The sequence below is a fragment of the Roseateles sp. NT4 genome, from assembly GCF_051857475.1.
Classification (GTDB): Bacteria; Pseudomonadota; Gammaproteobacteria; order Burkholderiales; family Burkholderiaceae_C; genus Pelomonas.
The window spans coordinates 1,051,965-1,077,540 of record NZ_JBPZGZ010000002.1; the positions used below are offsets into that span (position 1 = coordinate 1,051,965).

Consider the following 25,576-nt stretch of genomic DNA (forward strand, 5'->3'; position numbering starts at 1 on the left):
GTTGAAGGTCGGGTTAGACGCTGAGCAGCTCGTCCATCTTGGCCTGGTGGGCCGGCAGGTCGGCTGCGGGGAAGGACAGCACGACTTCGCCGTGCTCGATGACGATGAAGTGGTCGGCCAGCGGGGCGGCGAAGCGGAAGTTCTGCTCCACCATGACGATGGTGAAGCCTTGGGCCTTCAGCGCGCGGATCATGCGGGCCAGGGCCTGGACGATGACGGGGGCCAGGCCTTCGGAGATCTCGTCCAGCAGCAGGATGTCGGCGCCGGTGCGCAAGATGCGCGCCACGGCCAGCATCTGCTGCTCGCCGCCCGACAGGCGCGTGCCGGGGCTGTGCTTGCGCTCGGCGAGGTTGGGGAACATCGCGTAGATCTCGGTCTCGCTCATGACCTTGCCGCGCTTGGCCTTCAACAGCGGCGGCAGGCGCAGGTTCTCTTCGGTCGACAGGCTGGCGAAGATGCCGCGCTCTTCCGGGCAGTAGCCGATGCCGAGGTTGGCGATGCGGTGGGTGGAGAGGTTGATGGTCTCTTCACCGTGGACCTTGATGGAGCCTTTTCTTGCTCCGGTCAAGCCCATGATGGCGCGCAGCGTCGTGGTGCGGCCGGCGCCGTTGCGGCCCAGCAGCGTGACGACCTGGCCGGGCTGCACGCTGAGGTTGATGCCGTGCAGGATGTGGCTTTCGCCGTACCAGGCGTTGAGGTTTTGGATTTCGAGGGCTGGGGTGGCCATGCTTGTCAGCTCGCTGGGCGAAGAGCGCGGCTCATCGTTGCATTGCCGGGAGTCCGTCCCGGCGGCCGGGTAACTTTCTTCTGCGGGGCCAGAAGAAAGTCACCAAAGAAGAGGCCCTGAACCGCACACCATCGCGACGACGCCATGAGAGGCGCGCGAAAACAGACAGCGGTATCTGCCCAGACGCGACCCGCTGCGCTCTCGCTGCTGTCCCTATCACCAGCACCAATCACCGCAACAGAGGGCCGCTGAACGCGCGGCTGCACGCCGGGCTCACCAGAAACCCCAATGCAGCGTCGCTCGGGCGACGCGGTATTTCCTGATGAGCTCAATGCGCCCCCACCAATTCAGTCGCCTCGGTGCCCATATAGGCCTCCAGCACGGCGGGGTGCTTGGACACGGTGGCGTAGTCGCCCTCGGCCAGCACGGCACCGCGCGCCAGCACGGTGATGCGATCGGCGATGCTGGCCACCACCTTCATGTTGTGTTCCACCATCAGCACGGTGCGGCCCTCGGCCACGCGCTTGATCAGCGCCGTCACGCGGTCCACGTCTTCATGGCCCATGCCTTGCGTCGGTTCATCCAGCAGCATCAGCTGCGGCTCCATGGCCATGGTGGTGGCGATCTCCAGCGCCCGCTTGCGGCCATAGGGCAGGTCGGCGGCCTTCACATTCGCCATGTCGCGCAGGTCGACGAGCTCCAGCAGCGACAGCACCTTGGCGTCCAGCGTCTTCAGGCCGGTCAGCCCCTTCCAGAAATGGAAGCTGGTGCCGGTGAAGCGCTGCAGGCCGATGCGCACGTTCTCCAGCACGGTGAGGTGGGGGAAGACGGCGGAGATCTGGAAAGACCGGATGACGCCGCGGCGCGCGATCTGGGCCGAGCTCTCGCCGGTGATGTCATTGCCGGCAAACACGATGCGCCCGCGCGTCGGCGTCAGGAATTTGGTCAGCAGGTTGAAGCAGGTGGTCTTGCCGGCGCCGTTGGGGCCGAGCAGGGCATGGATGTGACCGCGCTGCACGCGCAGGTTGACCGAGTCGACGGCGGTAAAGCCTTTGAACTCCTTGGTCAGGTCCTGGGTCTCGAGGATGAATTCGCTCATGGACTTCCGGGTTGGCTGCGCGACTCTAGGCCTTGAAGCCTGACGCTGGCTTACGGGCATTCACGGGGTCTGGTCCGCAGAGAGGAAACGTTCGATCAAACCGATCTGCTCGGGCGTGTTCAAGGCGGGTGCATGGCCGCAGCCGGGGATCAGGGCGACGGCTGCGCGCGGGCCGCGTTCGCGCATGGCCTGGGCGGTCTCGGCGGTCAGCAGCGTCGAGTCCTCGCCGCGCAGACAGAGCACGGGCAGGTCGAGCTGGTCCCAGGCCTCCCACAGGCTGTAGTCCTCGGGATGGTGATCGAATTGATCGGCCATGGCCGGGTCGTAATGCGTCGTCACCCGACCGTCGGGCAGCCGGCGCAGCGAGGTCTCGGTGAGGTGGCGCCACTGCGTGTCGCTCAGGTGACCAAAGCTGGCGTAGATCTCGCGGAAATAGGCCTCCAGTTCGCTCACCGTGGCAAAGCTCGGCGGCTGGCCGGCATAGCTCTTGATGCGCGCCAGGGCCGGCGCGGCCAGCTCGGGGCCGTTGTCGTTCAGCACCAGGCGCTTGATGCGGCCGCGCAGCCGGGTCGCCGCGCCGAGCGTCCCGATGGCCCCACCCATTGACGTGCCGACCCAATGCACCTTGGTCAGGCCGAGCTGGTCCATCAGGGCTTCCGCCTGCTCGACGTAGAAGCTCAGGCAGTATTCGCGCGCCGGGTCGACGGCCCATTGCGACAGGCCGCGGCCCAGGGTGTCGGGGCAAACGACATGCCAGCGATGGGCGATGGCGGACGCGAAGTCGTCGAAGTCGCGGCTGCTGCGCGCCAGGCCATGCCAGGCGATGACGGTGGGCGTGCGCGGGTCACCCCATTGCGTGACGTGGATCTCGCGACCCAGGCAGTTCAGGTAACGCGATCTCATGATGTTTTCTTTTCTCCCCTGGCGCGCGTCCACGCCGCGAGCCGCAGCCGCCCGACGATGCCGCCGGGGAAGTGGTAGACGGCCAGCACGAAGAGCAGGCCCAGCCACAGCAGCCAGCGGTCGGGCGAAACCAGCGTGCTCAAGACAGGCACGCCCTCGACCAGCAAGCCCGCGCCTTTCAGCAGGGCCTGCAGATAGTTCTGCGCGACGATGAAGAGCACGCTGCCGATGACGGCGCCGTAGATGGAGCCCATGCCGCCGATGACGACGATGAGCAGCAGGTCCAGCATGATTTCCATGCTCATGGCCGTCTCGGGGCCGGTGTAGCGCAGCCACAGGGCCAGCAGGGCGCCGCCACAGCAGGCCAGCAGGGCTGCGATGACATTGGCGCCGGTGCGATAGACGACGGTCCGATACCCGATGGCCTCGGCCCTGAACTCGTTCTCGCGGATGGCCTGCAGCACGCGGCCGAAGGGCGAGTTGACGATGCGCAGCAGCAGCGCGATCAAGGCGGCGACGGCGACGAAGAGCAGGTAGTAGGTCAGCAGCCGGCCGTCCAGCATGACACCCAGGACCGGGGCGTCCATGAACTCCGTCGACGGCTTCAGCGCCTCGGGCAGCTGGAAGTTCAGGCCGTCCTCGCCACCGGTGAAGTCGCTCAGCTGCGAGGCCAGGGTCATGAAGGCCGAAGCGACGGCGAGCGTGATCATGGCGAAGAAGATGGCCTTCACGCGCAGGCTGGCCAGGCCCATGGCCAGGGCCAGCACGGCGCTCAGCGCGAGGGCCGCGATGAAGCCCATGCCCAGCGACGTCCAGTCCGACCCCAGCCGTGTCGACGCGATGGCGATGCCGTAGGCGCCGATGCCGACGAACATCGTGTGGGCGAAGCTGACGATGCCGGTGTAGCCCAGCAGCAGGTCGTAGCTGGCGACGAGCAGGATGAAGACCAGGATCTTGGCTGCGACGTTCAGGGCCTGGGTGCCGGGGAAGATGAAGGGCGCACCGAGCAGGCCGAAGAAGCAGGCGATCAGCAACGCGCCGAGGATGCGGCTGCGCGGCAGGTCGTGGGAGAGCAGCGAGCGGATCATCACTTGGCTCCCACCGGGTAGAGGCCCTGGGGACGCCAGAGAAGAATGGCAACCATCAGCCCGATGTTGGAGAACAGCGCCGCCTTGGGGGCGATGAAGCCGACGTAGTTGGCCATCAGCCCGACCAGCAGCGCGCCGACCAGGCAGCCCACCGTCGAGCCCAGGCCGCCGATGATGATGACGATGAAGAGCAGCAGGTTGACCTGGGCGCCGATCTGCGGCGTGACGCCCTGCTGCACCAGGCCCCATAGCACACCGCCCAGGCCCGCCAGCGCGGCGCCGGCTACGAAGACGCCAACGAAGAGGCGGCGCACGCGATAGCCCAGGGCCTCGACCATCTCGCGGTCCTGCACGCCGGCGCGGATCAGCAGGCCGATCTTGGTGCGGTTCAGCACCAGCAGCAGTGCGATGAGCACGGCGATGCCGATGAGCATGGACAGCACGCGGAACTTCTCCACCGCCACGTCGCCCAGCAGGAAGATGCCGCGCAGCGCATCCGGCATCGGCAGCGGAATCAGCTGGGCGCCCCAGGTCGCCTTGATCAGCTCCTCGCCAATGATCATGCCGCCCATGGTGATGAGGATCTGCTTCAGGTGCTGGCCGTAGACGGGCCGTACCAGCACGCGCTCGAAGACCACGCCGACGGCAGCGGCGATGGCCATGCCGGCGAGGCAGGCTGTTGCCAGTGCAGCGAGGTTGGCGAAGACGTCTGGGCTGCTGGCCCACGGCGCCATCGCGGCGAGCACCGTGGTGGCCATGAAGGCACCGAGGGCGATGAAGACGCCGTGGCCGAAGTTCAGCACGTCCATCAGGCCGAAGACCAGGGTCAGGCCCGAGGTTATGACGAAGATGATCAAGCCCATGGCGATGCCGGCCAGGGTCAGGTTGAGCCAGGTGCTGGCGCTGCCGGTCAGGGGCAGGGCGAGCAGCATGATTGCTGCAAGAAGTGCGAGGGGGCGTGGGTCGAGTTTCATGGGGCGTCCGTCAAAAGGGTGCTCTTGCGAAGAGCCTTCTGACCCGGTGCAGTGCCGCGTCGCTGGGGCGACGTTCCGAACGGTGATGTTCGTCGCGTCGCCCGAGCGACGCTGTCTTTGGCTTTCTGGTGAGCCCGGCGTGCAGCCGCGCGTTCAGCGGCCTGGTGGTGCGATGGATGGCGTTGGTGATAGGGACAGCAGCGAGAGCGCAGCGGGTCGCGTGTGGGCATGGACCAATCCGAGCATCGCGAGCGCATGCCGCCACTCGAGTGCGGATTGCGTTGAGCGCTTCTCTTTTGGTGACTTTTCTCTGGCGCGTCAGAGAAAAGTTACCCGCCCTCGCGGGGCGGATTCCCGCGGCACTGCACCGGTTGGGGAGGCTCGTCGCAAAAGCAAACCCACTCATTGGTGCGCTCCCAAAGACAACCCCAGCAACCGTTGCTGCAACCCCGCATCCGCAATCAACTCAGCCATCGCCCCGCGATGCACCACCTTGCCGTCATCCATCACCGCCACCTGGTCGCCCAGCTCCGCGGCGACCCGAAAGTTCTGCTCCACCAGCAGCACCGTCGTGCCAGCGCTTGCTTTCACCGACCTCAGTGCTTCAATCAGATTCAGCACGATGGCCGGCGCCAGCCCCTTGCTCGGCTCGTCGATGACCAGCAACTCGCGGGGCTCGATCAGCGCGCGGGCGATGGCCAGCATCTGCTTCTGGCCGCCCGACAGCTTGCCGGCCGGATGGCCCCAGAAGGTCTTCAGCGCGGGGAAGAAGCCAAACAGCCAGTCCAGGCGCGACGCGTCCAGCTCGGCCAGCTTCTTCGCGCCGCGTGCCGCCAGCAGCAGGTTCTCCGCCACCGTCAGCTCGCCGAAGATGCCCATGGTCTCGGGCACATAGGCGATGCCGCGCGAGGCGATGTCGGGCGTGGCCATCTTGGTGATGTCCTGGCCCTTGAACGTCACCGAGCCGCTGCTCGCCGTCCACAGGCCCATCAACGTGCGCAGGGTGCTGGTCTTGCCGGCGCCATTGCGGCCCAGCAGCATCGTCACCTGACCCGCGGGCACGTCGAGGTCGACGCCGTGGAGGATGTGATACGCCCCGACGTGGGTGTGGACGCCCTTCAATTCAAGAAGGTTCATGCGGCCACCCCAAGATACGCCTCTTGCACGATGGGCGAGGCGATGACGGTGTCGGGGTCGCCGTCGGCCACCAGCTTGCCCTGGTGCAGCACGATGATGCGGTCGGCCAGTTCGCGCACCACGTCCATCTTGTGTTCCACCAAGAGCAGGGTGTGCTTCTTCTCGGCCTTCAGTGCGCGGATCAGGTCCAGCACGACGGGCACTTCGTCCACGCTCATGCCGGCGGTCGGTTCGTCGAAGAGATAGACCTTGGGGTCGAGGGCGATCAGCATGGCCACTTCCAGCTTGCGCTGGTCTCCATGCGGCAGGCTCGCGGCCAGGTCGTCGGCGCGCGAGGCCAGGCGCACGCGCTCAAGGATGGCGCGAGCCTCGGCTATCAGCTCCTTGTGCGACAGCCACACCGACAGCATGCGCAGCCCCTTGCCCTGGCGCGCCTGGACGGCCAGTCGCACGTTCTCCAGCACGCTCAGGTGGGCGAAGAGCTGGGTCAGCTGGAAGGCCCGACCCAGGCCGCGGCGGGTGCGCACCGGCGCGGGTTGGCCTGTCAGGTTCTCACCATCCAGCCAGACCTCGCCGCTGCTCGCCGGCAATTGGCCCGAGATCAGGTTGAAGTAGGTCGTCTTGCCTGCGCCATTGGGGCCGACGATGGCCGTCAGCGTGCCGGGCTGGAAGGCGCAGGACACGCCATCGACGGCCACATGGCCGCCGAAGCGGATGGTGAGATTCTTCGTTTCAAGCATCGGTGCTCATGGACAGGTGCCGATCACGTAGTAGGCTGGGCCGGTCTGCTTCAGCGTCGTCGTCGTGAAGGTATTCCACAGCCCCATGTTCTGGTTGCTGCCCTTGGCGTAGGTGTAGCCGCCGGACTGCGTCGCGCGGCCGGCGGTCGTGTGGGCGTAGTTGCTGGATGTGTAGCAGGTGGCCGCCGTGCCCGACGTCGTGCCGGTGGCGGGTGCGGAGGTCGTGCCCTCGGCGCCCGCGGAATCGACGGCGCGCACCGTCCAGCTGTAGGTGGTTGCCGCGGCCAGGCCGGTGTCCGTGAAGTTGGTCGCCGTCACCAGCGAGGCGTTGGCCTTGGTGCTGGCGCGATAGACGTTGTAGCCACTCGCACCGGTCACGGCAGCCCAGCTGACGACCATGCTGCTGGTGGTGGCGCCCGAGGTCGCCACGCCGGTCGGCGCCGGCAGCGTGGTGCCGCCACCTCCACCGCCGCCACCCGAACCGGTGCCGGAGGCGACGCGGTCCACCATGGCCTTGAGGGCCGTGATCTGCACGCCGCTCTTGCGGGCGAAGTCGGCGCCATACCAGCCTATCCAGTCCCAGCAGGCATTGGGGTTGGCGAGCGAGCCGCTGGCGGCGGTGCTGTGGCTGGTGTTGTCGACCTTGGTCTGCGGGAACAGGACCACGATCTTGTTGGTGTCGGCCCAGCGCGTGTAGCCGGTGTTCTTGATGAACTTGTCGCCGATGTTGCCGTAGCTCTGCTGGCAGCCGTGCAGGGCCACATGCAGCTTGCACTGGCTGGCGCCGCCCGAGCATGCGGCCGGCACATAGATCCAGCCGGTGGCGGCCATGCCGGGGTTGCCGGCGCTGTAGGCGGTCTGGTCAAACTCGATGTAGTTGGCCGCGGCCGGCGCATCGTTGCGGGCGTTCAGCGTGCCGTAGAACTGTGTGAGGGCGGCCTTGGCGCCGTCGTAGCCGCAGTTGCTGATGTAGGGCGAGGCGGCGGTCGAGCAGCTGTTGTTGCCGGTGGCGTCGAAATCGGTCGGGAAGACATGGGCCGTGCCGGCCCGCTTCACGTACTGAGGCGTGGCGCCGTTGTTGCCGTACTGCGTGTTGACCGCATCCATCGGGTTGGGGCCGACGGTGGTGTCGCTGCTGCCGACGAAGAGGTAGACCTTCTGTGCCGCGACATTGGCCTTGGCGTCGATGCTGCTGCCGCTCCAGTTGTTGATGTCGCCCTGCATGGTGCTGAGCTGGCTGGCGCTGATGCTGGCGTTGTACATGCAGGCCGTGTAGTTGCTGTGGCCCGCGCACATGTACGGGCCGCCGGCGAAGACGCCGACGCCCTTGAAGGTGGCCGAGTGGGCATAGCCCAGCTGGTTGGCCATGAAGCCGCCCGAGGACAGGCCCGACACCGAGATGCTGCTGGTGTCGATGTTGAGGGCGGGCAGGGTCACGGCGGCGTTCGCCGCGCCCGTGAGCGCAGCGGCCAACAGCCAGAGTGTTTTCTTGGGTCCGAACGACATGGGTTTGTCTCCTTCGAAGGCTTTGGATGGGTACAGCTCTTCTCAGGCCCCGTGATGTCCGGGGCTTCCTCGATGCGTCGTGTGGGGTGCGGGAGTGGGGCGGATCAGCGCTTGTTGCGGATCGGCACGTTCATCTCTTCCGGCTTGATCTCGCGCACCAGCTCCGGCACGCCCCAGGGGAAGGCGGGGTCGACCTTGATGCGGAAGTGGTACATGGACTGCAGGGCCTGGTGGTCCTCCGCGCGGAAGGTCATCTTGCCCTTGGGCGTCTCGAAGCTCATGCCTTCCATGGTCTTGATGAGCTTGTTGGTGGCCGTGTCGCCATTGGTCTTCTTCAGGGCCTCGACCAGGGCGATGGCCGCGCTCATGCCGCCAGCGGTGAAGAAGTCGGGCGGCTGCTTGAACTGCTTGTAGTGGTTGGCCACCAGCCATTCGTTGACCGGGTTCTTCGGGATGCCGAAGTAGTAGTAGGTGGCGCCTTCCATGCCGGGGAACTGCTTGTAGGCCGTCATGGCCGGCAGGATGTTGCCGCCCGAGCCGACGGCGATGCCGTAGCGCTTCTGCAGGTCCAGTGCGGCCAGCGCGCCGAAGGGCGGCGTGGCGCCGGCCCACACGACGGCGATGACCTTGGGGCCGGGTTTGTCCTTCAGCGCGTCCACCAGGCGCTGGATGCCGGCGGTGAAGTCGGTCGTCGCCGTGGGCAGGTATTCCTCGTGGACGATCTTGGCCTTCTTCAGCGCTTCCTTGTAGGCCTTCACGGCGTCGCGGCCGAAGGCGTAGTCCTGGGCCAGGATGCCAATGTTGAGACCCTGGATGTCTGACGCGACGGCATTGCCGATGGCATCCTGGCTGGAGTTGCGGCCGGTGCGGAAGATGTATTTGTTCCACTTGTCGCCGGTGATGGAGTCGGCGACGGCGGGCTCCACCAGCAGGATCTTCTTGTACTCCTCGGCGACTGGCAGCATGGCCAGGGCCACGCCGCTGGACGACGGCCCGACGGCGATGTCGGCCTTGTCGTCGCCATAGGCCGCGGCCAGCAGGCTCTTGCCCACATCGGGCTTGCCCTGGTCGTCCTTCTCGATGACGACGAGCTTCTTGCCCGCCACCGTCATGGTGCCGCCGGTGGCGTAGTCCAGGCCCATCATGAAGCCGGTCTGCGTCTGCTTGCCATAAGCCTCCAGCGGGCCGGTCTTGCTGTAGACGTGGGCGATGCGGATTTCGTTGCCGGCGGCCGGGGCCAGGGTCGGCAATGCGAGGGCAGCAAGGCTGATCGCAAGGGCAAAGCGGCGCATGGTGAAGCGCATGGGGCTTGTCTCCAGAAGTTCGTCAGGCCTGCTCTGTCGGCAGACGTTCAGCTTCCCTTTCTGCAAGGGCCGTGCCCGGCGGGGAAGGGTCGCAGGGGGCGGTTTCTCTACGGGTTCACCCGCGAATATGGCGGGTTTCGGCTCGACGGGGGTGTCTGAATGCCAGGCGGCGTCTGAAATGTAGACACGAATCAACGTGTCGTCCTGGTTCTGGTCAGAAGATGCCAAGCGAATTGAGAGATGAGCATCAGCAGCGCGATGGGCAGCACCAGAGTGGCGTAGAACAGCTGTGCAAAGTGGCGTTCAGTCTGGGGCACCCACCATTGCACCCAAGCGTGATAGGCCAGCAGCAGCACGCAAAGCGCCGTTAGCGGCCCCCACATCCACGGTCGAAGCCGAGGGCTCAAACCGCCAATCAACGCGAACGGTATCTGCGGTGTCGCCATCAGCAGCCAGTGCATGCTCACCTGCGCCGTCCAATCGGAGAGCGAAGACCAACTGATGCGGGTGATGGCCAACGCGAGAGGTAGAAGGAGGCCGGCGGCCGCGGCCCTGGAGAAGCGCGTACCTGGAAAGGCCCGCCTCATGTTTCGGCGGCCCGCTCCAGCTCCGGCCACCTCGCCAGCCTCTCATACAACGACGCCCGCGAAATCTGCAGCAACCGCGCGGCCGCCATGCGATTGCCGCCCGTCGCCTGCAGCGCGCGGGCAATCGCGTCGCGCTCCAGCGCTTCGATCAGCTCGGGCAGCGGCGCCACGGCCTGTGCCGTCGTGACGGCGGGTGCGACCGGTTGAGATGCCGGCGCGGCAGCGACTGCCGTCGCCATCGGCGCCACCGCTCCGCCCTGGAAATGCGCGGCCGTCAGCTGCATGTCGTCGCTCATCAGGCTGACCTGCTCCAGCGTGTTACGCAGCTCGCGGATATTGCCGGGCCAGGCCTGCTGCATCAGCCATTCGATGGCGTCGGGGCTGAGCAGCTTCTGCGGCATGCCGCTGCGGCGAGCGATGTCTTCGCCCAGGGCCTCGGCCAGGGCCTCGATGTCGTCCAGGCGCTCGCGCAGGGCCGGCACGCGGATGGGCAGCACGTTGAGGCGGTAGTAGAGGTCGGCGCGGAACTGCCCGGCGGCGACCATGGCGGCCAGGTCGCGGCTGGTGGCGGCAATCACGCGCACGTCCACGCGCATGACGGTGTTGCTGCCCAGCGGCTCCACCTCCTGCTCCTGCAGCACGCGCAGCAGCTTGCTTTGCAGCGCCAGCGGCATGTCGCCGATCTCGTCCAGGAACAGCGTGCCGCCGTCGGCCAGCTTGAACTTGCCGTCGCGGCCCTTGCGGTCGGCGCCGGTGTAGGCGCCGGGGGCGACGCCGAAGAACTCGGCCTCCAGCAAGGTCTCGGGCACGGCGGCGATGTTGACGCCCACCAGTGGCCGGTGGGCGCGGCGCGAGGCCGAGTGGATGGCGTGGGCCATCAGCTCCTTGCCGGTGCCGGTCTCGCCGAGCAGCAGCACGGTGGAGTCGGTCTGGGCCACGCGGCGGGCCTGGCGCTTCACTTCCAGCGCCGCTGGGCTGGCGCCGATGAAGCTGGCGATCGTGTACTTGGGCCGGCGCTGGGCGGCGAGCTGGCGGCGCGTGTCCTCCAGCTCCTGCTGCAGCCGCGCAAACTTCTGGATCAGCGGCTGCATGGTTGTCTCGGGGTGGTCGAGAAGCACGAGTCCGAGCGCTCCGATCACTTCGCCGTCGTCGTTGCGCAGCGGCAGCCGGCTGACCAGGAAGGTGCCGGCCTTGTTGGTCAGCAGGTCGACGAGGACGGGCTTGCCGTTCTCCAGCACCTGCAGCATCTGCGTGTTGGGGACGACGTCCTCCACCCGCTTGCCGACGAACTCGTGCTCGTCGTTGAAGCCCAGGGCCGGCAGGAAGCGCTTGTAGCCCTCGCTGATCCAGACGACGCGGTGGTTGCGGTCGATGACCATCATCCCTTCCGTCGACCGCGCCAGCACGTCGAACATGGACCGCGCGGCCAGGCGCAGCAGCCCGTTGACATCCTGGGGGATGCCGGCGGGCGCGGGTGTCTGGTTTTTGGACAGGGGCATGACGGCGGGAATGTAGCGCGGCGGGCGGTGGGCGCCACTTGGCGTATTGATGCTGGTGCTCGGTACTTCGGGCGGGTGGCGAGTGTGGCGCCGGGAGTCCGCCCCGGCAGGGCGGGTAACTTTTCTCTGACGCGCCAGAGAAAAGTCACCAAAAGAGGAGCGCTAACGCAATCCGCACTCGAGTGGTGTCTTGCGCTCGCGATGCTCGGAACTGGGCCATGCCCACACGCGACCCGCTGCGCTCTCGCTGCTGTCCCTGTGACGACCATCACTGATCGCCGCTTCACCACCGTTAACGCCGGCTGCACGCCGGGCTCATCAGGAAATACCGAACAGCCGCGTCGCCCGAGCGACGCTGCATTTGGCATTTCTCGTGAGCCCGGCGTGCAGCCGCGCGTTCATCGGACTGGTGGTTCGATCTTTGGTGCTGGTGATAGGGTCAGCAGCGAGAGCGAAGCGGGTCGCTTCTTGCCGCTACGCCAGCGGGTGTTTTCGCGCGCCGTTCATGGCGTTCTGGTGCTCGTGTGCGGTTCAGGGCCTCTTCTTTGGTGACTTTCTTCTGGCCCCGCAGAAGAAAGTTACCCGGCCGCCGGGACGGACTCCCGGCAATGCATCGAGTAACCACACTCTCCGAGAAGGCAACCCACTAACCCAACGTCAGAACTTGAAGGTGCCGCCAATCGTGAACGTCCGCGGCGGGCCGTAGAAGGCGTCCAGCACGCCCAGGGCGGCGATGTTGTAGCCGTCGGTCTTGTAGGCCTTGTTGGTCAGGTTGTTGCCCTGCAGGAAGAAGCTCAGCTTGGCATCCTTCTCCCAGATCAAGCCGGCGTTGACCAGGGTGTAGGCGTCCTGGGCCAGGGCCTCGGACAGGTCGGTGGTCGGGTAGACCTTGCTGCGGTGGCTGACGCCCAGGCGCGAGCGCAGCGTTCCGATGCCGAGCTTGGCGTTGTGTTCGACGTTCAGGCTGGCCTGGAACTTGGGCGTGTTGCTGAACTTCTTCTGGTCGGCCACGTTGACGCCGCGGTCGATGTACTCGTCGTACTTGGCGTTCAGCGTGGCCAGGTTGCCGCTCAGGCGCCAGGCCTGCGTCGGCATCCACAGGAACTCGAGTTCGGCGCCCTGCACCGTCGCCTTGCCGGCGTTGGTGAAGTCGCCGAAGAAGCCGGGCTGGCCGGTGGGCGTCGTGTAGCTGGTGAACACCGACAGCTGCACATTCTTGTACTTGTTGTGGAAGACGGCGGTGTTCAGCTCCAGCCGGCCGCCGTCCAGCACCATCTTGGCGCCGAGCTCCAGCGAGTCGAGCTTCTCGTCCTCGAAGGGCCGGCCCGACGACGGGAAGGAGACGGTGTTGGCGCGGATGTTGTAGCCGCCGCTCTTGAAGCCGCGCGAGGCCGTCGTGTAGAGCTTGATCTCCTTGCTGGCCTTGTATTCGAGGGACAGGCGCGGCGAGGTGTTGGTGACCGAACGCTCCTTGTCGAAGTTGGCCGGCACGGCGATGGGCGTGCCGCTGAACTGGTCGTTGGCGAAGGCCTGGTTCAGCACGACGGCGCGCTTGTCCTCGCGGGTGTAGCGCAGGCCGGCGCTGACCGAGAACACCGGGCCGAGGCGCCAGCTCCAGTCGCCGAAGATGGCCTTGCCCTGGGTGAAGACTTGGCCGTTGGTGGTGCCGAAGCTCAGGTTGAAGAAGTTGTTGCGTACCGTGCCGCCGGCGCGTCCGTCGAAGTAGTACAGGCCCACGACGCCCGAGCTGTTGTCGCCTTCGTAGACGGCCTGGAGCTCGTGGCTCTGCGAGCTGTCGTGGTACTCGGCGCGCACATCGGCGATCTTGGCCGGCAGGCCGTCGAAGTCGATGGAGGTGTTGGTGTCCGACTCGCGATGCGCCAGGATGTACTTCAGGCTCCAGTCGCCGCTGGCGCCCCAGTTCAGCGTCAGCGACTCGCCCTCGCTCTTGGTGCCGTTGGCGTTGGGCATGCCGCTGGCGATGTCGTAGCGGTTGGTGCCGGGCGGCGTCTTGGCGGGGTCGAAGGCGTTGACGGCCAGACGCTGGAAGCCGCGCATGTGCGAGTTGTCCTGGGTGCGATCCACCGACACCTGGGCATTGAAGCTGGAGCCGGTCGGGAACCAGCCCATGGACAAGCGGCCGCTCATGGTCGACTGGTCGCTGACCGGCGTGCCGTCGGTCGTGTCCCTGCCGTAGCCCTCGCGGTTCAGGCTGGCGCCGGCCACACGGAAGCGGATCTGGCCATCGTTGACCGCCGTGCCGACGCCGGCCTTGGCCGTCACCTGGCCGTAGTTGCCGATGGCCAGCGTCACCTGCCCCTCGGTCTGCGTGGGAAGCGGCTTGGACACGTATTTCACCGCGCCGCCGATGGTGTTCTTGCCGTACAGCGTGCCCTGCGGGCCGCGCAGCACTTCGACACGCTGCACGTCGTAGACATCCAGCAGCGCACCCTGCGGGCGAGCGATGTAGACGTCGTCGAAATAGATGCCCACGCCCGGGTCCACGCCCCACAGCGGGTCGGCCTGGCCGACGCCGCGGATGAAGGTCGTGATCGTCGTGTTGCTACCGCGGGCGGCGTAGATGGTCAGGTTGGGCACCTGGCCCTGCAGGTCGCCGAGGTCCTTGATGGCGAGCTTGTCGAGTTGATCGGCGGTCAGCGCCGTCACGGCCACGGGCACATCCTGCAGCGACTCCTCGCGCTTGCGTGCCGTGACCTTGACGACGTCCAGCGTCGTGATCGCGGGTTCGGCGGCGGTTTGCGCGGCAGCCGGCAGGGCGATCGTGGCACCGAGGGCGGCGAGGACGGCGAAATGCAGAGGCGAACGCGCAGGCTGGCGTCGGGTCATGGCTTGTCTCCTGGTTGTTGTGTGCGGAACCAGGAGCCCAAGCGCAAGAGGCATGCCCGCGCCAATTCGGGGCGAGTTACAGGCAAACCCTTGCGAGCTAACCCGCGATTTGGGCGTCTGAAGAGGCGGCACTGTCCGGATTCCAGTCATGGGCGCCGGCCACCGCTGTCCGGAAACCGGACGACAACCCCTGGGGGCTGCAGGGCCGCGCGGGCGCCGCTATCCTGCGCCGCACCCCATCCACCCCCCGGAGACAACGATGCTCAAACGCCTGCTTCCCGCTGCCCTCGCTCTTGGTTTCAGCGTCACGACGGCCCTCGCCGCCGGCCCGCAGCTCAAGGGCCAAGCGCCGGGCTGGTATCGCCTGCAGCTGGGCGATTTCGAGATCACCGCGCTGAACGACGGCACCCTGGACCTGCCCGTCGACAAGCTGCTGCAGCAGCCCGCGCCCAACACGGTCAAGGCCCTGCAGCACGCCTACCTCGGCGTGCCGCTGGAGACCTCGGTCAACGCCTACCTGATCAACACGGGCAGCAAGATCGTCCTCGTCGACACCGGCGCCTCCGGCCTGTTCGGCCCGACGCTGGGCCGCGTGCTGGCCAACCTGAAGGCCTCGGGCTACACGCCCGACCAGGTCGACGAGATCGTCATCACGCACATGCACGGCGACCACATCGGCGGCACCGGCGCCGACGGCAAGGCCAACTTCCCCAACGCCACGCTGCGTGTCGACAAGCGCGACGCCGATTTCTGGCTGGCGCCCGAACAGGTCGCCAAGGGCGACGGCGCCAAGGCCATCGCCGCCAATGTGAAGGCCTATGCCGACGCTGGCCGCTTCAAACCCTTCGAGGGCAGTGCCGCAGGCGTCGAGATCGTGCCCGGCGTCAAGGCCTATCCAGCCTACGGCCACACGCCCGGCCACAGCAACTACGTCGCCGAGAGCAAGGGCCAGAAGATGATGTTCTGGGGCGACCTGATGCACGTCGCCGCGGTGCAGTTCCCCGAGCCGGCCGTGACCATGAGCTTCGATTCCGACCCCAAGGCCGCTGCCCCCGCGCGAGAGAAGGCCTATGCCGCCGCCGCCAAGGACGGCTACTACGTGGCCGTGACCCATGTGTCTTTCCCCGGCATCGGCAAGCTGCGCGTGGATGGCAAGGGCTACGACTGGCTGCCGGTCAATTACTCGGCCAATCGTTAAGCCCCTCGCCCAAGGAATACCTTGGCCGGTCCCCCGAGGGGGACGGCGATGCAAGCGGCATCGGGCCGCTTGCACATCGCCAACGCGGGCCGGCTAGGGAGCGGCCCGGCGCTCGGCCCGAAAAGCAATTGCTCAGCCGGCCGAGACGCGGTCGCGGCCGGCGCGCTTGGCCGCGTAGAGGGCGGCGTCGGCGCGCGCCAGCAGGCCAGCCGCGTCGTCACCCTTGCGCCAGCTGGCCACGCCGATGGACACCGTGACTGCAACGCCGGGCACCAGCGGTGCACCGGCCACGGCCAGGCGCAGGCGCTCGGCGGTGTCCAGCGCCAGTGCGGCTGACGTGCCGGCCAGCACAACGGCGAATTCCTCACCACCGTAGCGCGAGCAGACGTCCGAGCGCCGCAGCTGGGCCTGCACGCGCTGGGCGAAGGCGCGCAGCACCGCATCACCCACCGCATGGCCGTGGGTGTCGTTGACGGTCTTGAAGTGATCCAGGTCCAGCATCAGCACGGCGAAGGGTCGGCCCTCGCGCTCGGCCATCGACAGCTGGGCGGCCAGGGTCTGGTCCAGCGAACGGCGGTTGGGCATGCCGGTCAGCGCGTCGGTCGCGGCCTGCTCGGCCATGGCGGCCAGCGCTTCGCCCAGCTGCGCGGCCAGCGCGGCATTGGCAAGTTGCAGGCGTATGCCTTCGACGACGCGGGCGCCGATGCCGTGCAGATAGAAGCACAGCAGCCCGAGCAGCAGGGCCAGGCCCAGGGCGGCCATGTCGATCAGCGCGGGCGTGGGCACGCGCAGCAGGGCCGTCAGCACCGCCAGCCACAGCCCGCCGCATTGCGCAAAGTAGACCGGGATGCGGGTGATGTAGACCGGCGCGTTGACGGCCGACACGCCGCACAGGATGGCCGCCAGCGAGGCATTGAGGATGGCGTTGGCCCCCATCAGCAGCGGCGCCATGGCGCCCCAGCAGGCACCGTCGATGACGGCCACGGCCAGCAGCAGCAGGTGGTGGCGTTTGACGTCGGTGCCCTGGCGCAGGATGCGCAACAGCAGCACATGGCCCGTCACCCATCCCGCCAGTGCGAGGCCCAGCCAGGCCAGCAGGGCGGGCTGCGAGACCTGACCCCAGCACACCCACACCACCAGCCCCCAGCCCAGCGGTGTTGTGAGCAGCGTGCGGCGCAGCGTCGCCACGCATTGCGCGAACGCGATGCGCTGCACTTCGGTGTCGTCGGGCTCGGCAGCTGAGGCGGAAGGCGGCGGCGATGCGCTCATGAGCCTCGAGTATCAGCCGGGATCAAGCCCCCAGCAGCTCACCGACGGGCTGCAAGCCCTCCACCCGGTCGCACACCGCCTTGGTGCTGGCCAGGATGGGCACGCCCAGCAGCAGTCCCCACAGTCCCCACAGCCAGCCGAAGGCCAGCACGCCGATGAAGACGGCGACCGGGTTCATGCGGCTGCTTCGGCTGCTCAGGTAAGGCATCAGCAGATTGCCCGACAGCGTGTGTACGCCCAGGGCAATGCCTGACACCAGCATGGCCATGTCGACGCTGCCGAACTGCACGAAGCTCATCAGCCCCGAACTGGTCGTCAGCAGGGCCGCGCCGATGTAGGGAATGAAGTCCCCGACGAAGGCGACCACGCCCCAGACCGCGGCGTGTTCCACGCCCACGGCCATGAAGGCCAGCCAGATGGTCAGGCCCACCATCGCGCTGGTGAAGGCCTGCACCATCAGATAGCGCTGGATCTGAGCGCCGATCTCGTCCAGGGTCTGGACCGTCAGGCGGCGCTTGGCAAAGGTCGGGCCGGCGAGGTGCACCAGCTTGCGCCGGAAGGTGTCGCCCGCCGACAGCAGGAAGAAGGCGATGAAGACCACCACGGTTGCCGCACCTGCCATGGCCAGCAGACCGACCGTGCCGGTCCAGAGATAGTCGTGCAGGTTGAAGCGCGGCCTCTCGACGACGACGCGGGTGATACCGCGCGAACTGGCGCTTGCCGGCGCCGGCGCGCTGGACTCGGCCGCCTGCTCCAGTTGCGTGGCGGCCTTCTGCACCTGGTCCAGCGCACTGCTGGCGCCGGGCCGGCGCGCCGCCAGGGCGGACTTGACCTTCTCTGCCGCGACCGGCAGCGATTCCAGCAGCTTGCTGGCGTCGTCGGACAGTGCATAGCCCGTCCAGCCCACGCCGCCCACCAGACCGAGCAGCAGCAGGGCCGAGGCCAGGGCGCGCGGCAGGCGCAGCTTCTGCAGCCGGTCGACCAGCGGATTCAGCGCATAGCTCAGCATCACGCCGAGCAGCACCGGCACGAAGAAGGCACCGGCCACATGCAGGGCGAACAGCACGGCCACCAGCGCCAGCAGTGCCAGCGACATGCTGCGCACGTCCACCGGCATGTGCAGGCGCAGCGGCTCGCCGGCGGGCAATGTCGTTTCAATGAGGGGCGGCTGGGTGCTCATGGCGCCACAGCGTACGCGCTGTTACACCCACTGGGGCGGACGCATCAGCGCGTCGAGGCGCCGTCCGACATGGGCGCGTTGTGGCCGCCGACAAGCCGCGACGCCGGCTCGGGCCGACCCTCACGGCATGAGTCGTTTCACCCACAGGTTTGCGCGCCAGACGGCCCGCCTGCTGCTCAACCCCTGGGCCTTTGCCTGGCAGACGCTGAAGGCTTTCCGCGCCAACCAGGGCCTGCTGCTGGCCGGTGCCGTGGCCTATTACGCGCTGCTGTCCATCGTGCCGCTGATGATCCTCAGCGTCATCGCGCTGTCGCACTGGGTCGAGCAGGCCCGGCTGCTGCAGACGGTGGGTCATTACCTGGAATGGCTGATCCCGGGCCAGTCGGCCGCCATCGTGGCCGAGCTGGCGCGCTTCCTGGACCACCGCGAGGTGATGGGCTGGGTGCTGCTGGCCAGCATGCTGTTCTTCAGCTCCCTGGCCTTCTCGGTGCTGGAAAGCGCGATGTCGGGGATCTTCCATCACCGTCGCCAGCAGCGGCGGCGCCACTTCCTGATGTCGGCCCTGATCCCCTACGTCTACATCCTCTGCCTGAGCCTGGGCCTGTTGCTGGTGACCCTGGTGGCCGGCCGCTTCCAGGCCCTGGGGCAGCGCGAAGTGGAGTTCCTCGGCTTCATCTGGTCGCTGGACGGCGTGTCCGGCGTCATGCTGTATCTGCTGGGCTTTGCCGGCGAGGTCTTCGTACTGGCCTCGGTCTACATGGTCATGCCCGGCGGGCGGCCTTCGCTGTCGTTGGCCCTGATCGGTGCGCTGGCCGCGGCCCTGCTGTGGGAGCTGTCGCGGCATGTGCTGGTCTGGTACTTCGGCACGCTGTCGCAGATCGGCACCGTCTACGGCTCACTGACGACGGCCATCGCCGTGCTGCTGAGCCTGGAAGTGGGCGCCACGCTGCTGCTGCTCGGCGCCCAGGTCATTGCGGAGTTTGAGCGGCTGGGGGAGGCGGTGGAGACCTGAGCATCCGCACGATGGTCGTCAGGTTGATGACCGCGATGACCACCTCCAGCGCCGTGCCGCCGATGGAGCCGACGATGACGTTGTTGGCGATCCACAGGCCTGTGCCGCACATCATCAGCAGCCGCATCGGCACGCCCTGCAGCGTGAACAAGGCGATAGTGCCCAGGCACGAGGCCGTCAACGGCAGCCAGTCGCTGGGTTGGTGAGCGATGGCCAGGCCGAAGCCGACATTGGCCGCCACGATGGCGACGGCCACCCACTTCGCGCGGGTGTAGAGCGACACCAGCGAGCGCAGCATGGACAGCGACGAACTCGCCACCGCCGTCGGGTTGCCCAGCAGCGCGAAGTGGGCGATGTAGGCGATGCATTCGCCCGTCATGAAGAGCTTGAAGCGGCGGTCGTCGGTCTGCAGGAAGCAGGCGACACCGAGCACGAAAGCGACATAGCCCAGCAGCTGGGCGAGGGAGAACCAGTCCGACATCGGGCGGGATTGTCGACGGGCCGCGCTGTTGCCGGATCAACAGCGAACTGTTGATTTCGCAGCAGTCTGCTGATTGGCGAGCAGCGAACAGGCGTCGCTTTCAGCCCTCTCTCAAGGCCCGTTTTCATGGGAGAAATGGCGCTGTTGAGCGGGTCGGCACAGCCCTTGCGATGTGAGCACCTGACATGACAGGTCAGGCCCTCTCACCCATGCTTGCTCCCATCCGCGCTGAAGCCCCGCTGCACCACGGCCCCGCCGCGGTGCGGCTGTACAGCCGCATCCGCGAGGACATCCGCGCCCGCATCGTCAGCGGTGCCTGGCAGCCCCACGACCGCCTGCCGTCCGAGAGCGAGCTGATGGGCCTGTACGGCGTCAGCCGCATCACCGTGCGCCAGGCGCTGAGCGACCTGCAGAAGGAGCGCGTCATCTTCAAGGTGGCGGGCAAGGGCAGCTTCGTGTCGCCCACCAAGCCCTTCCAGGAACTGGGCCGGCTGCAGGGATTTGCCGAGGCGATGGGCGCCCTGGGCCACGACACCTACAACCGCGTGCTGGCCGTGAGCACGGTGCCCGCGACTGAAGAAGTCGCCCAGCGCCTCTTGCTCACGGCCGGCGAACCCGTCACCGAGATCCGCCGCGTGCGCCATGTCGGCGCCCAGCCGGTGTCGCTGGACCTGACCTGGCTGCCGCTGGTGCTGGGCCAGCGCGTCGCCCGCGAGGACCTGGCCGTGCGCGACATCTTCGGCATCCTGGAGGCCGACTGCGCCACGCCGCTCGGCCATGCAGACCTTGTCATGGACGCGCAGCTCGCCGACGACGAACAAGCCGCCCTGCTGGATGTGGAGCGCGGCTCGCCCCTGCTGCATATCGAACGTCTGACCCACGGCGCCGATGGCCGACCGCTCGACTACGAGCACCTGTACTGCCGCGCCGACAACTTCCAGTACCGCTTGCGCCTGCAACGCAACGCCACATTCCGATGAACACCATAGAAACCGAAGTCGACGTCCTCGTCATCGGCGGCGGCACCGCCGGCCCGATGGCGGCCGTCAAGGCCAAGCAGGCCAACCCCAAGCTGCGCGTGCTGCTGCTGGAGAAGGCCAACGTCAAGCGCAGCGGCGCCATCAGCATGGGCATGGACGGCCTCAACAACGCCGTGCTGCCCGGCCATGCCACGCCCGAGCAGTATGTGCGCGAGATCACCGTCGCCAACGACGGCATCGTCAACCAGAAGGCCGTCATGGCCTATGCGGCCAACAGCCACGCCATGGTCGAGGAGCTGGACCGCTGGGGCGTCAAGTTCGAGAAGGACGAGACCGGCGACTACGCCGTCAAGAAGGTCCACCACATGGGCAGCTATGTGCTGCCCATGCCCGAGGGCCACGACATCAAGAAGGTGCTGTATCGCCAGCTCAAGCGCACGCGGGTCGAGATCACCAACCGCCTCGTCGCGACGCGCCTGCTGACGCATGAAGGCCGCATCGCAGGTGCCATGGCCTTCGACTGCCGCACGGCGGACTTCCACGTCATCCGTGCCAAGAGCGTCGTGCTGAGCTGCGGTGCGGCCGGGCGCCTCGGACTGCCGGCCAGCGGCTATCTGTTCGGCACCTACGAGAACCCGACGAACGCGGGTGATGGCTACAGCATGGCCTATCACGCAGGGGCCGAGCTGTCGGGCATCGAGTGCTTCCAGATCAACCCGTTGATCAAGGACTACAACGGCCCGGCCTGCGCCTATGTGACCGGGCCCTTCGGCGGCTATACGACCAACGCCCAGGGCCAGCGCTTCATCGAGTGCGACTACTGGTCGGGCCAGATGATGTGGGAGTTCTACCGCGAGCTGCAGGGCGGCAACGGTCCGGTCTTCCTGAAGCTGGACCACCTGGCGGAAGAAACGATCAGCCAGATCGAGACCATCCTGCACACCAACGAACGCCCCAGCCGCGGGCGCTTCCACGCCGGCCGCGGCACCGATTACCGCGAGCGCATGGTCGAGATGCACATCTCCGAAATCGGCCTGTGCAGCGGCCACTCCGCCTCGGGCGTGTGGGTCAACGAGCATGCGCAGACGACGGTGGCCGGCCTGCATGCCGCTGGTGACATGGCCAGCGTGCCGCACAACTACATGCTGGGTGCCTTCGTCTACGGCAAGCTGGCCGGCGAGAGCAGCGCCCGGTTCTGCGCCGAGCATGATTTCGCACCGGTGGATGCGGGCCAGGTGGAGGCCGAGCGTGCCCGTGTGCAGGCTCCGCTGCTGAGAGAGAACGGCCTGCCGCCCAACCAGGTCGAGTTCAAGCTACGCCGCATGGTCAACGACTATCTGCAGCCGCCCAAGGTCACGAAGAAGATGGAGCTGGGCCTGGAGCGCTTCGAGGGCATCCGCGAAGACCTCAAGCTGCTGCAAGCGCGCGACCCGCACGAGCTGATGCGGGCGATGGAAGTGCATTTCATCCGCGACTGCGCCGAGATGGCTGCGCGCGCGTCCCTCTTCCGCACGGAAAGCCGCTGGGGCCTGTACCACGCGCGGGTCGACTACCCCGAGCGCAACGACGCAGACTGGATGGTGCACGCGCAACTGCACAAGGGTGCGGACGGCCGCATGACCTGCTTCAAGCGCGCCATCGAGCCCTACATCGTGCCCATCGCCCAGGCCGAGAGCACCGCCTACAGCCGCCTGCGCATCCCTGACGCCGTCCCGGCTTGAGAGGACTTCCCATGACCACCATGACCATCCCCATCCGCCCCCAGGCGCTGACGCCCACGCAGGTGCCCGTCACCGTCGATGCCGACAAGTGCATAGCCCACAAGGGCTGCACCGTCTGCGTGGACGTCTGCCCGCTGGACGTGCTGGCCATCGACCTCAGCCAGGGCACGGCCTATATGAAGTTCGACGAGTGCTGGTACTGCATGCCTTGCGAGAAGGACTGCCCCACCGGCGCCGTCCACGTCGAGATTCCCTATCTGCTGCGCTGACCTCCACCACCATGAAGAAACTTGCTCTCCTCGCTCTGTCTCTCGCGCTGGCTTCCGGTGCCGATGCAGAAACCATCCGTGTTGCCATCGGCACCCAGGACACGACGATCAACTGCGCCACCGGCGGCCTGCTGATCCGCGAACTCCATCTGCTGGAGAAATACCTGCCCAAGGATGGCAAGTACAAGGGTGTCACCTACGACATCCAGTGGAAGAACTTCACCTCCGGCGCGCCGCTGACCAACGAGATGGTGGCGGACAAGCTGGACATCGGCTCCATGGCCGACTTCCCGGGCTCCAACAACGGCGCCGCCTTCCTGAAGGCTGGCAAAGCCAGCCTCTTCCTGACCGTGCTGTCGGGCAGCACCCTGGGCAGCGGCAACGGCGTCGTGGTGTCCAAGCAGTCCACCATCACCTCACTGTCCGAGCTGAAGGGCCGCACCATCTCCGTCCCCTTCGCGTCCACGTCGCACGGCATGCTGCTGCGCGCCATCGCGTCCCAGGGCTGGGACCCGCAGAAGGACGTCAACATCATCACGCAGGCGCCTGAGGTGGCCGGCCCTGCGCTGCAGGCCAACAAGATCGAGGCGCACGCCGACTTCGTGCCCTTTGTCGAACTCTTCGAGCATCGCGGCATCGCGCGCAAGATCTATGACGGCGCCCAGGCCAATGCGCCGACGTATCACGGCTCGCTGGTGGCTGCGGACTACGCGAAGAAGTACCCCGAGATCGTCGTCGCCTTCCTGCGCGCCGCGCTGGAGGCCGACAAGCTCATCGCCGCCGAGCCCGAGAAGTACAGCGAGCTGATCGAGAAGGTCACCGGCATCGAAGCCGCCGTGAACTATCTCTATCACGGGCCTCTCGGCCTGCAGACCCGCGACAACACCTGGAAGCCCGAGTACCGCAAGGCCCTGGCCACCTCCATCGAGACCCTGAAGCTGATGGGCCGCGAATCGCCGCTGAAGGCCGAGACCTTCATCGATGACAGCTACATCCGCGCCGCCTTCAAGGCCTCGGGCCTCGACTACGAAGCCAAGCTGAAGAACTACGACAAGCTGGCGTTGAAAGCCAACGACGCGGTGACCGGCAAACCCATCACCGACTTCCAGCGCGTGGCCGGCATCTGGCTGGTCGGCGAGCCCAAGGTGCGCCACTACGCCACCATCGAAGGCGCGTTGGCTGACCTGCGCAAGCTGGAAGCCGAAGGCAAGAAGGCTCGCGGTGTCTATGTGCACGACCTCGTGCATCGCATCAAGCTGCTGGCACCCAACGCCTCCTTCGTCGCCGACGCCAACGGCCAGCTGAGCGCCTTCCTGCAGAAGGACGCCGCCAATGCCTATGCCGCCGCGGTGAAGGGCAAGGCGCTGGACTTTGCGGGTGCCCAGGCTGTCGCCAAGGCGAAGTGATGCCATGAGCGCCGTCCTTCCCGCGCCTGCCGAGGCCGCACCTCGCCCGCTCTGGCGGCCGTCGTTGACGCGGCTGTCGCTGCAGCTGCTGTCCCTCGTCGGCTGCCTGCTGGCCTGGCAGCTGGCCTGCGCCTGGCGCATCAACCTCGGCTTCGTCACCTTCGCCAACACGCCGCGGCCGGCCGAGGTGCTGGAGGCGGCCTGGCAGCTGGCGCAGTCGCCCAAGCTCTGGCCGCATCTGTCCAGCAGCCTGATGCGCGTCGGGGCCGGCTTCGGCCTCGCCGCATTCTTGGGCATGGGCCTGGGTCTGCTGATCGGCCGTCTGCCGCTGGCCAACAAGCTGCTGCTGCCGCCGCTGGAGGTGCTGCGCCCCATCCCCGCCGTCGCGTGGATTCCGCTGGCCATCCTGATGTTCCCCTCGTCCGAGGGCAGCATGATCTTCATCACCTTCGTCGGCGCTCTCTTCCCCATCCTGCTCAACACCATCCACGGCGTGCAGCACGTGGACGCCCGCCTCATCGCTTCCGCAAGAGGCCTGGGCACGCGCGGCTGGCGGCTCTTCACCGAAGTCGTCGCGCCGGGTGCCGCGCCCAGCATCGTGACCGGCCTGTCCATCGGCATGGGCACTTGCTGGTTCTGCCTCGTCACCGCCGAGATGATCGCCGGGCAGTACGGCATCGGCTACTACACCTGGGAAAGCTATACCGTCCAGGCCTATCCCAACATCGTCGTCGGCATGCTGGTCATCGGCGCCCTGGGCATGGGCAGCAGCGCCCTCGTCATCTGGGCAGGCGCCAGGCTCATGCCCTGGCAGGGAGGCAAGCGATGAACGGGCGCATAACCGTCGAGCATCTGTCCATCGAGCTGGGCGAGGGCTCGGCCCGCTTCGAGGTGCTGCGCGACCTGTCGGTCACCATAGATCCCGGCGAGTTCGTCTGCCTGCTCGGCCCCTCGGGCTGCGGCAAGTCCACGCTGCTGGGCGCGCTCGCAGGCCATCTGTCGCCGTCGCACGGCCAGCTCTCGCTGGACGGCGAGGCCATCACCGGCCCCGATCCCGACCGTGGCCTGGTCTTCCAGCAGCACACGTTGTTCCCGTGGAAGACCGTCCTCGACAACGTCGGCTATGGCCTGAAGATGAAAGGTGTGCCGCGCGCCGAGCGCGAGCAGCGGGCGGCCGAGTTGGTTCAACTGGTCGGCCTGCAGGGCTTCGAGCGCCGCTACCCACGCGAGCTGTCGGGCGGCATGCAGCAGCGTGTGGAGATTGCCCGCGTACTCATCAACCACCCGCGCGTGCTGTTGATGGACGAGCCCTTCGGCGCGCTGGATGCGCTGACCCGCAGCCGCATGCAGGAGCTGCTGCTGGAGCTGTGGACGCGCATGCGCACCACGGTCGTCTTCGTCACCCACGACATCGACGAGGCCCTCTTCCTGGCCGACCGCGTCCTTGTCATTGGTCCGCGGCCCGGCCGCATCGTCGAGGAGCTGAAGCTGGACTTCGCCCGCCCGCGCAGCGCGGCGCTGCTGACCGAGCCCGAGTTCGTGCAGCTCAAGCGCCGTTGCCTGGCCCTGCTGCGCGAGGACGGCCACGCGCCGCCGCTGGAGCGGCTGACACCCCTTGGCACGCCACGCTGGCGCTTCGCGAACTGAGC

The 25,576-nt window shown here is 67.2% G+C and carries 24 protein-coding genes; 9 read left to right on the forward strand and 15 right to left on the reverse strand.

Features of this window, described 5'->3' with window-relative positions:
• Positions 1–13: 13 nt before the first annotated feature.
• The 11 genes from ACS5PN_RS14595 to ACS5PN_RS14645 form a co-directional block, all read right to left on the reverse strand.
• Complete coding sequence (locus ACS5PN_RS14595) at positions 14–727, reverse strand: ABC transporter ATP-binding protein (RefSeq protein ID WP_439464693.1); 714 nt, start codon at positions 725–727, stop codon at positions 14–16.
• Positions 728–1,055: 328 nt separating this feature from the next.
• Complete coding sequence (locus ACS5PN_RS14600) at positions 1,056–1,826, reverse strand: ABC transporter ATP-binding protein (RefSeq protein WP_439464694.1); 771 nt, start codon at positions 1,824–1,826, stop codon at positions 1,056–1,058.
• A gap of 60 nt (positions 1,827–1,886) precedes the next feature.
• Positions 1,887–2,729, reverse strand: a complete 843-nt coding sequence (locus ACS5PN_RS14605) for an alpha/beta fold hydrolase (RefSeq protein WP_439464695.1) — start codon at positions 2,727–2,729, stop codon at positions 1,887–1,889.
• On the reverse strand, positions 2,726–3,817 hold the full coding sequence (locus ACS5PN_RS14610) for a branched-chain amino acid ABC transporter permease (protein WP_439464696.1): 1,092 nt from the start codon (positions 3,815–3,817) through the stop codon (positions 2,726–2,728). The genes ACS5PN_RS14605 and ACS5PN_RS14610 overlap by 4 nt, the downstream gene beginning before the upstream one ends.
• Positions 3,817–4,791 (reverse strand): branched-chain amino acid ABC transporter permease, encoded by a 975-nt coding sequence (locus tag ACS5PN_RS14615; RefSeq protein WP_439464697.1) that lies wholly within the window; start codon positions 4,789–4,791, stop codon positions 3,817–3,819. The genes ACS5PN_RS14610 and ACS5PN_RS14615 overlap by 1 nt, the downstream gene beginning before the upstream one ends.
• A 402-nt stretch (positions 4,792–5,193) precedes the next feature.
• A complete protein-coding gene (locus tag ACS5PN_RS14620; RefSeq protein WP_439464698.1) occupies positions 5,194–5,928 on the reverse strand; it encodes an ABC transporter ATP-binding protein in 735 nt (244 codons plus the stop codon).
• Positions 5,925–6,668 carry an ABC transporter ATP-binding protein gene (locus ACS5PN_RS14625; RefSeq protein ID WP_439464699.1) on the reverse strand — a complete coding sequence of 248 codons (744 nt, stop codon included), beginning with the start codon at positions 6,666–6,668 and terminating at the stop codon, positions 5,925–5,927. Before ACS5PN_RS14625 ends, ACS5PN_RS14620 begins: the two co-directional genes overlap by 4 nt.
• 6 nt (positions 6,669–6,674) lie before the next feature.
• Positions 6,675–8,174 (reverse strand): extracellular catalytic domain type 2 short-chain-length polyhydroxyalkanoate depolymerase, encoded by a 1,500-nt coding sequence (locus tag ACS5PN_RS14630; RefSeq protein WP_439464700.1) that lies wholly within the window; start codon positions 8,172–8,174, stop codon positions 6,675–6,677.
• A gap of 104 nt (positions 8,175–8,278) precedes the next feature.
• Positions 8,279–9,478 (reverse strand): substrate-binding domain-containing protein, encoded by a 1,200-nt coding sequence (locus ACS5PN_RS14635; RefSeq protein ID WP_439464701.1) that lies wholly within the window; start codon positions 9,476–9,478, stop codon positions 8,279–8,281.
• Between the two features lie 191 nt (positions 9,479–9,669).
• On the reverse strand, positions 9,670–9,996 hold the full coding sequence (locus tag ACS5PN_RS14640; protein ID WP_439464702.1) for a hypothetical protein: 327 nt from the start codon (positions 9,994–9,996) through the stop codon (positions 9,670–9,672).
• A 65-nt stretch (positions 9,997–10,061) separates the two neighbouring features.
• Positions 10,062–11,564: a sigma-54 interaction domain-containing protein gene (locus ACS5PN_RS14645; protein ID WP_439464703.1), complete on the reverse strand. Its 1,503-nt coding sequence runs from the start codon at positions 11,562–11,564 to the stop codon at positions 10,062–10,064.
• Between the two features lie 258 nt (positions 11,565–11,822).
• Here ACS5PN_RS14645 and ACS5PN_RS14650 point away from each other — a divergent pair, with 258 nt between their 5' ends.
• On the forward strand, positions 11,823–12,116 hold the full coding sequence (locus tag ACS5PN_RS14650) for a hypothetical protein (protein WP_439464704.1): 294 nt from the start codon (positions 11,823–11,825) through the stop codon (positions 12,114–12,116).
• A 105-nt stretch (positions 12,117–12,221) separates the two neighbouring features.
• Here the strand turns inward: ACS5PN_RS14650 and ACS5PN_RS14655 are convergent, their stop codons facing one another.
• Positions 12,222–14,411 (reverse strand): TonB-dependent receptor, encoded by a 2,190-nt coding sequence (locus tag ACS5PN_RS14655; protein ID WP_439464705.1) that lies wholly within the window; start codon positions 14,409–14,411, stop codon positions 12,222–12,224.
• Between the two features lie 259 nt (positions 14,412–14,670).
• Here ACS5PN_RS14655 and ACS5PN_RS14660 point away from each other — a divergent pair, with 259 nt between their 5' ends.
• Entirely contained in the window at positions 14,671–15,609 is a 939-nt protein-coding gene (locus ACS5PN_RS14660; protein ID WP_439464706.1) for an MBL fold metallo-hydrolase, read from the forward strand.
• Between the two features lie 132 nt (positions 15,610–15,741).
• Here ACS5PN_RS14660 and ACS5PN_RS14665 read toward each other — a convergent pair whose 3' ends face one another.
• Together ACS5PN_RS14665 and ACS5PN_RS14670 are read right to left on the reverse strand one after the other, a co-directional pair.
• Positions 15,742–16,878: a diguanylate cyclase gene (locus tag ACS5PN_RS14665; protein ID WP_439464707.1), complete on the reverse strand. Its 1,137-nt coding sequence runs from the start codon at positions 16,876–16,878 to the stop codon at positions 15,742–15,744.
• A 22-nt stretch (positions 16,879–16,900) separates the two neighbouring features.
• Positions 16,901–18,058, reverse strand: coding sequence for an AI-2E family transporter (locus tag ACS5PN_RS14670; protein ID WP_439464708.1), 1,158 nt, complete (start codon positions 18,056–18,058; stop codon positions 16,901–16,903).
• 127 nt (positions 18,059–18,185) lie between these two features.
• Between ACS5PN_RS14670 and ACS5PN_RS14675 the strand changes: the two genes are divergently transcribed.
• Complete coding sequence (locus tag ACS5PN_RS14675) at positions 18,186–19,070, forward strand: YihY/virulence factor BrkB family protein (protein WP_439464709.1); 885 nt, start codon at positions 18,186–18,188, stop codon at positions 19,068–19,070.
• On the opposite strand, the gene ACS5PN_RS14680 is transcribed toward ACS5PN_RS14675, so the two are convergent.
• Positions 19,027–19,551, reverse strand: coding sequence for a YgjV family protein (locus ACS5PN_RS14680; protein ID WP_439464710.1), 525 nt, complete (start codon positions 19,549–19,551; stop codon positions 19,027–19,029). The genes ACS5PN_RS14675 and ACS5PN_RS14680 overlap by 44 nt on opposite strands.
• Before the next feature lie 209 nt (positions 19,552–19,760).
• On the opposite strand from ACS5PN_RS14680, the gene ACS5PN_RS14685 reads away from it, so the two are divergent.
• Genes ACS5PN_RS14685 through ACS5PN_RS14710 form a run of 6 tightly spaced genes read left to right on the forward strand, consistent with a single transcriptional unit; the run spans position 19,761 to position 25,574 of the window.
• Positions 19,761–20,531, forward strand: coding sequence for a GntR family transcriptional regulator (locus ACS5PN_RS14685; RefSeq protein WP_439464711.1), 771 nt, complete (start codon positions 19,761–19,763; stop codon positions 20,529–20,531).
• On the forward strand, positions 20,528–22,252 hold the full coding sequence (locus tag ACS5PN_RS14690) for a fumarate reductase/succinate dehydrogenase flavoprotein subunit (RefSeq protein WP_439464712.1): 1,725 nt from the start codon (positions 20,528–20,530) through the stop codon (positions 22,250–22,252). The genes ACS5PN_RS14685 and ACS5PN_RS14690 overlap by 4 nt, the downstream gene beginning before the upstream one ends.
• An 11-nt stretch (positions 22,253–22,263) precedes the next feature.
• Positions 22,264–22,521 (forward strand): 4Fe-4S dicluster domain-containing protein, encoded by a 258-nt coding sequence (locus ACS5PN_RS14695; RefSeq protein ID WP_439464713.1) that lies wholly within the window; start codon positions 22,264–22,266, stop codon positions 22,519–22,521.
• An 11-nt stretch (positions 22,522–22,532) separates the two neighbouring features.
• Complete coding sequence (locus tag ACS5PN_RS14700; RefSeq protein WP_439464714.1) at positions 22,533–23,927, forward strand: ABC transporter substrate-binding protein; 1,395 nt, start codon at positions 22,533–22,535, stop codon at positions 23,925–23,927.
• Between the two features lie 4 nt (positions 23,928–23,931).
• Positions 23,932–24,756, forward strand: coding sequence for an ABC transporter permease (locus ACS5PN_RS14705; protein ID WP_439464715.1), 825 nt, complete (start codon positions 23,932–23,934; stop codon positions 24,754–24,756).
• A complete protein-coding gene (locus ACS5PN_RS14710; protein WP_439464716.1) occupies positions 24,753–25,574 on the forward strand; it encodes an ABC transporter ATP-binding protein in 822 nt (273 codons plus the stop codon). The genes ACS5PN_RS14705 and ACS5PN_RS14710 overlap by 4 nt, the downstream gene beginning before the upstream one ends.
• The last annotated feature ends 2 nt before the right edge of the window (positions 25,575–25,576 follow it).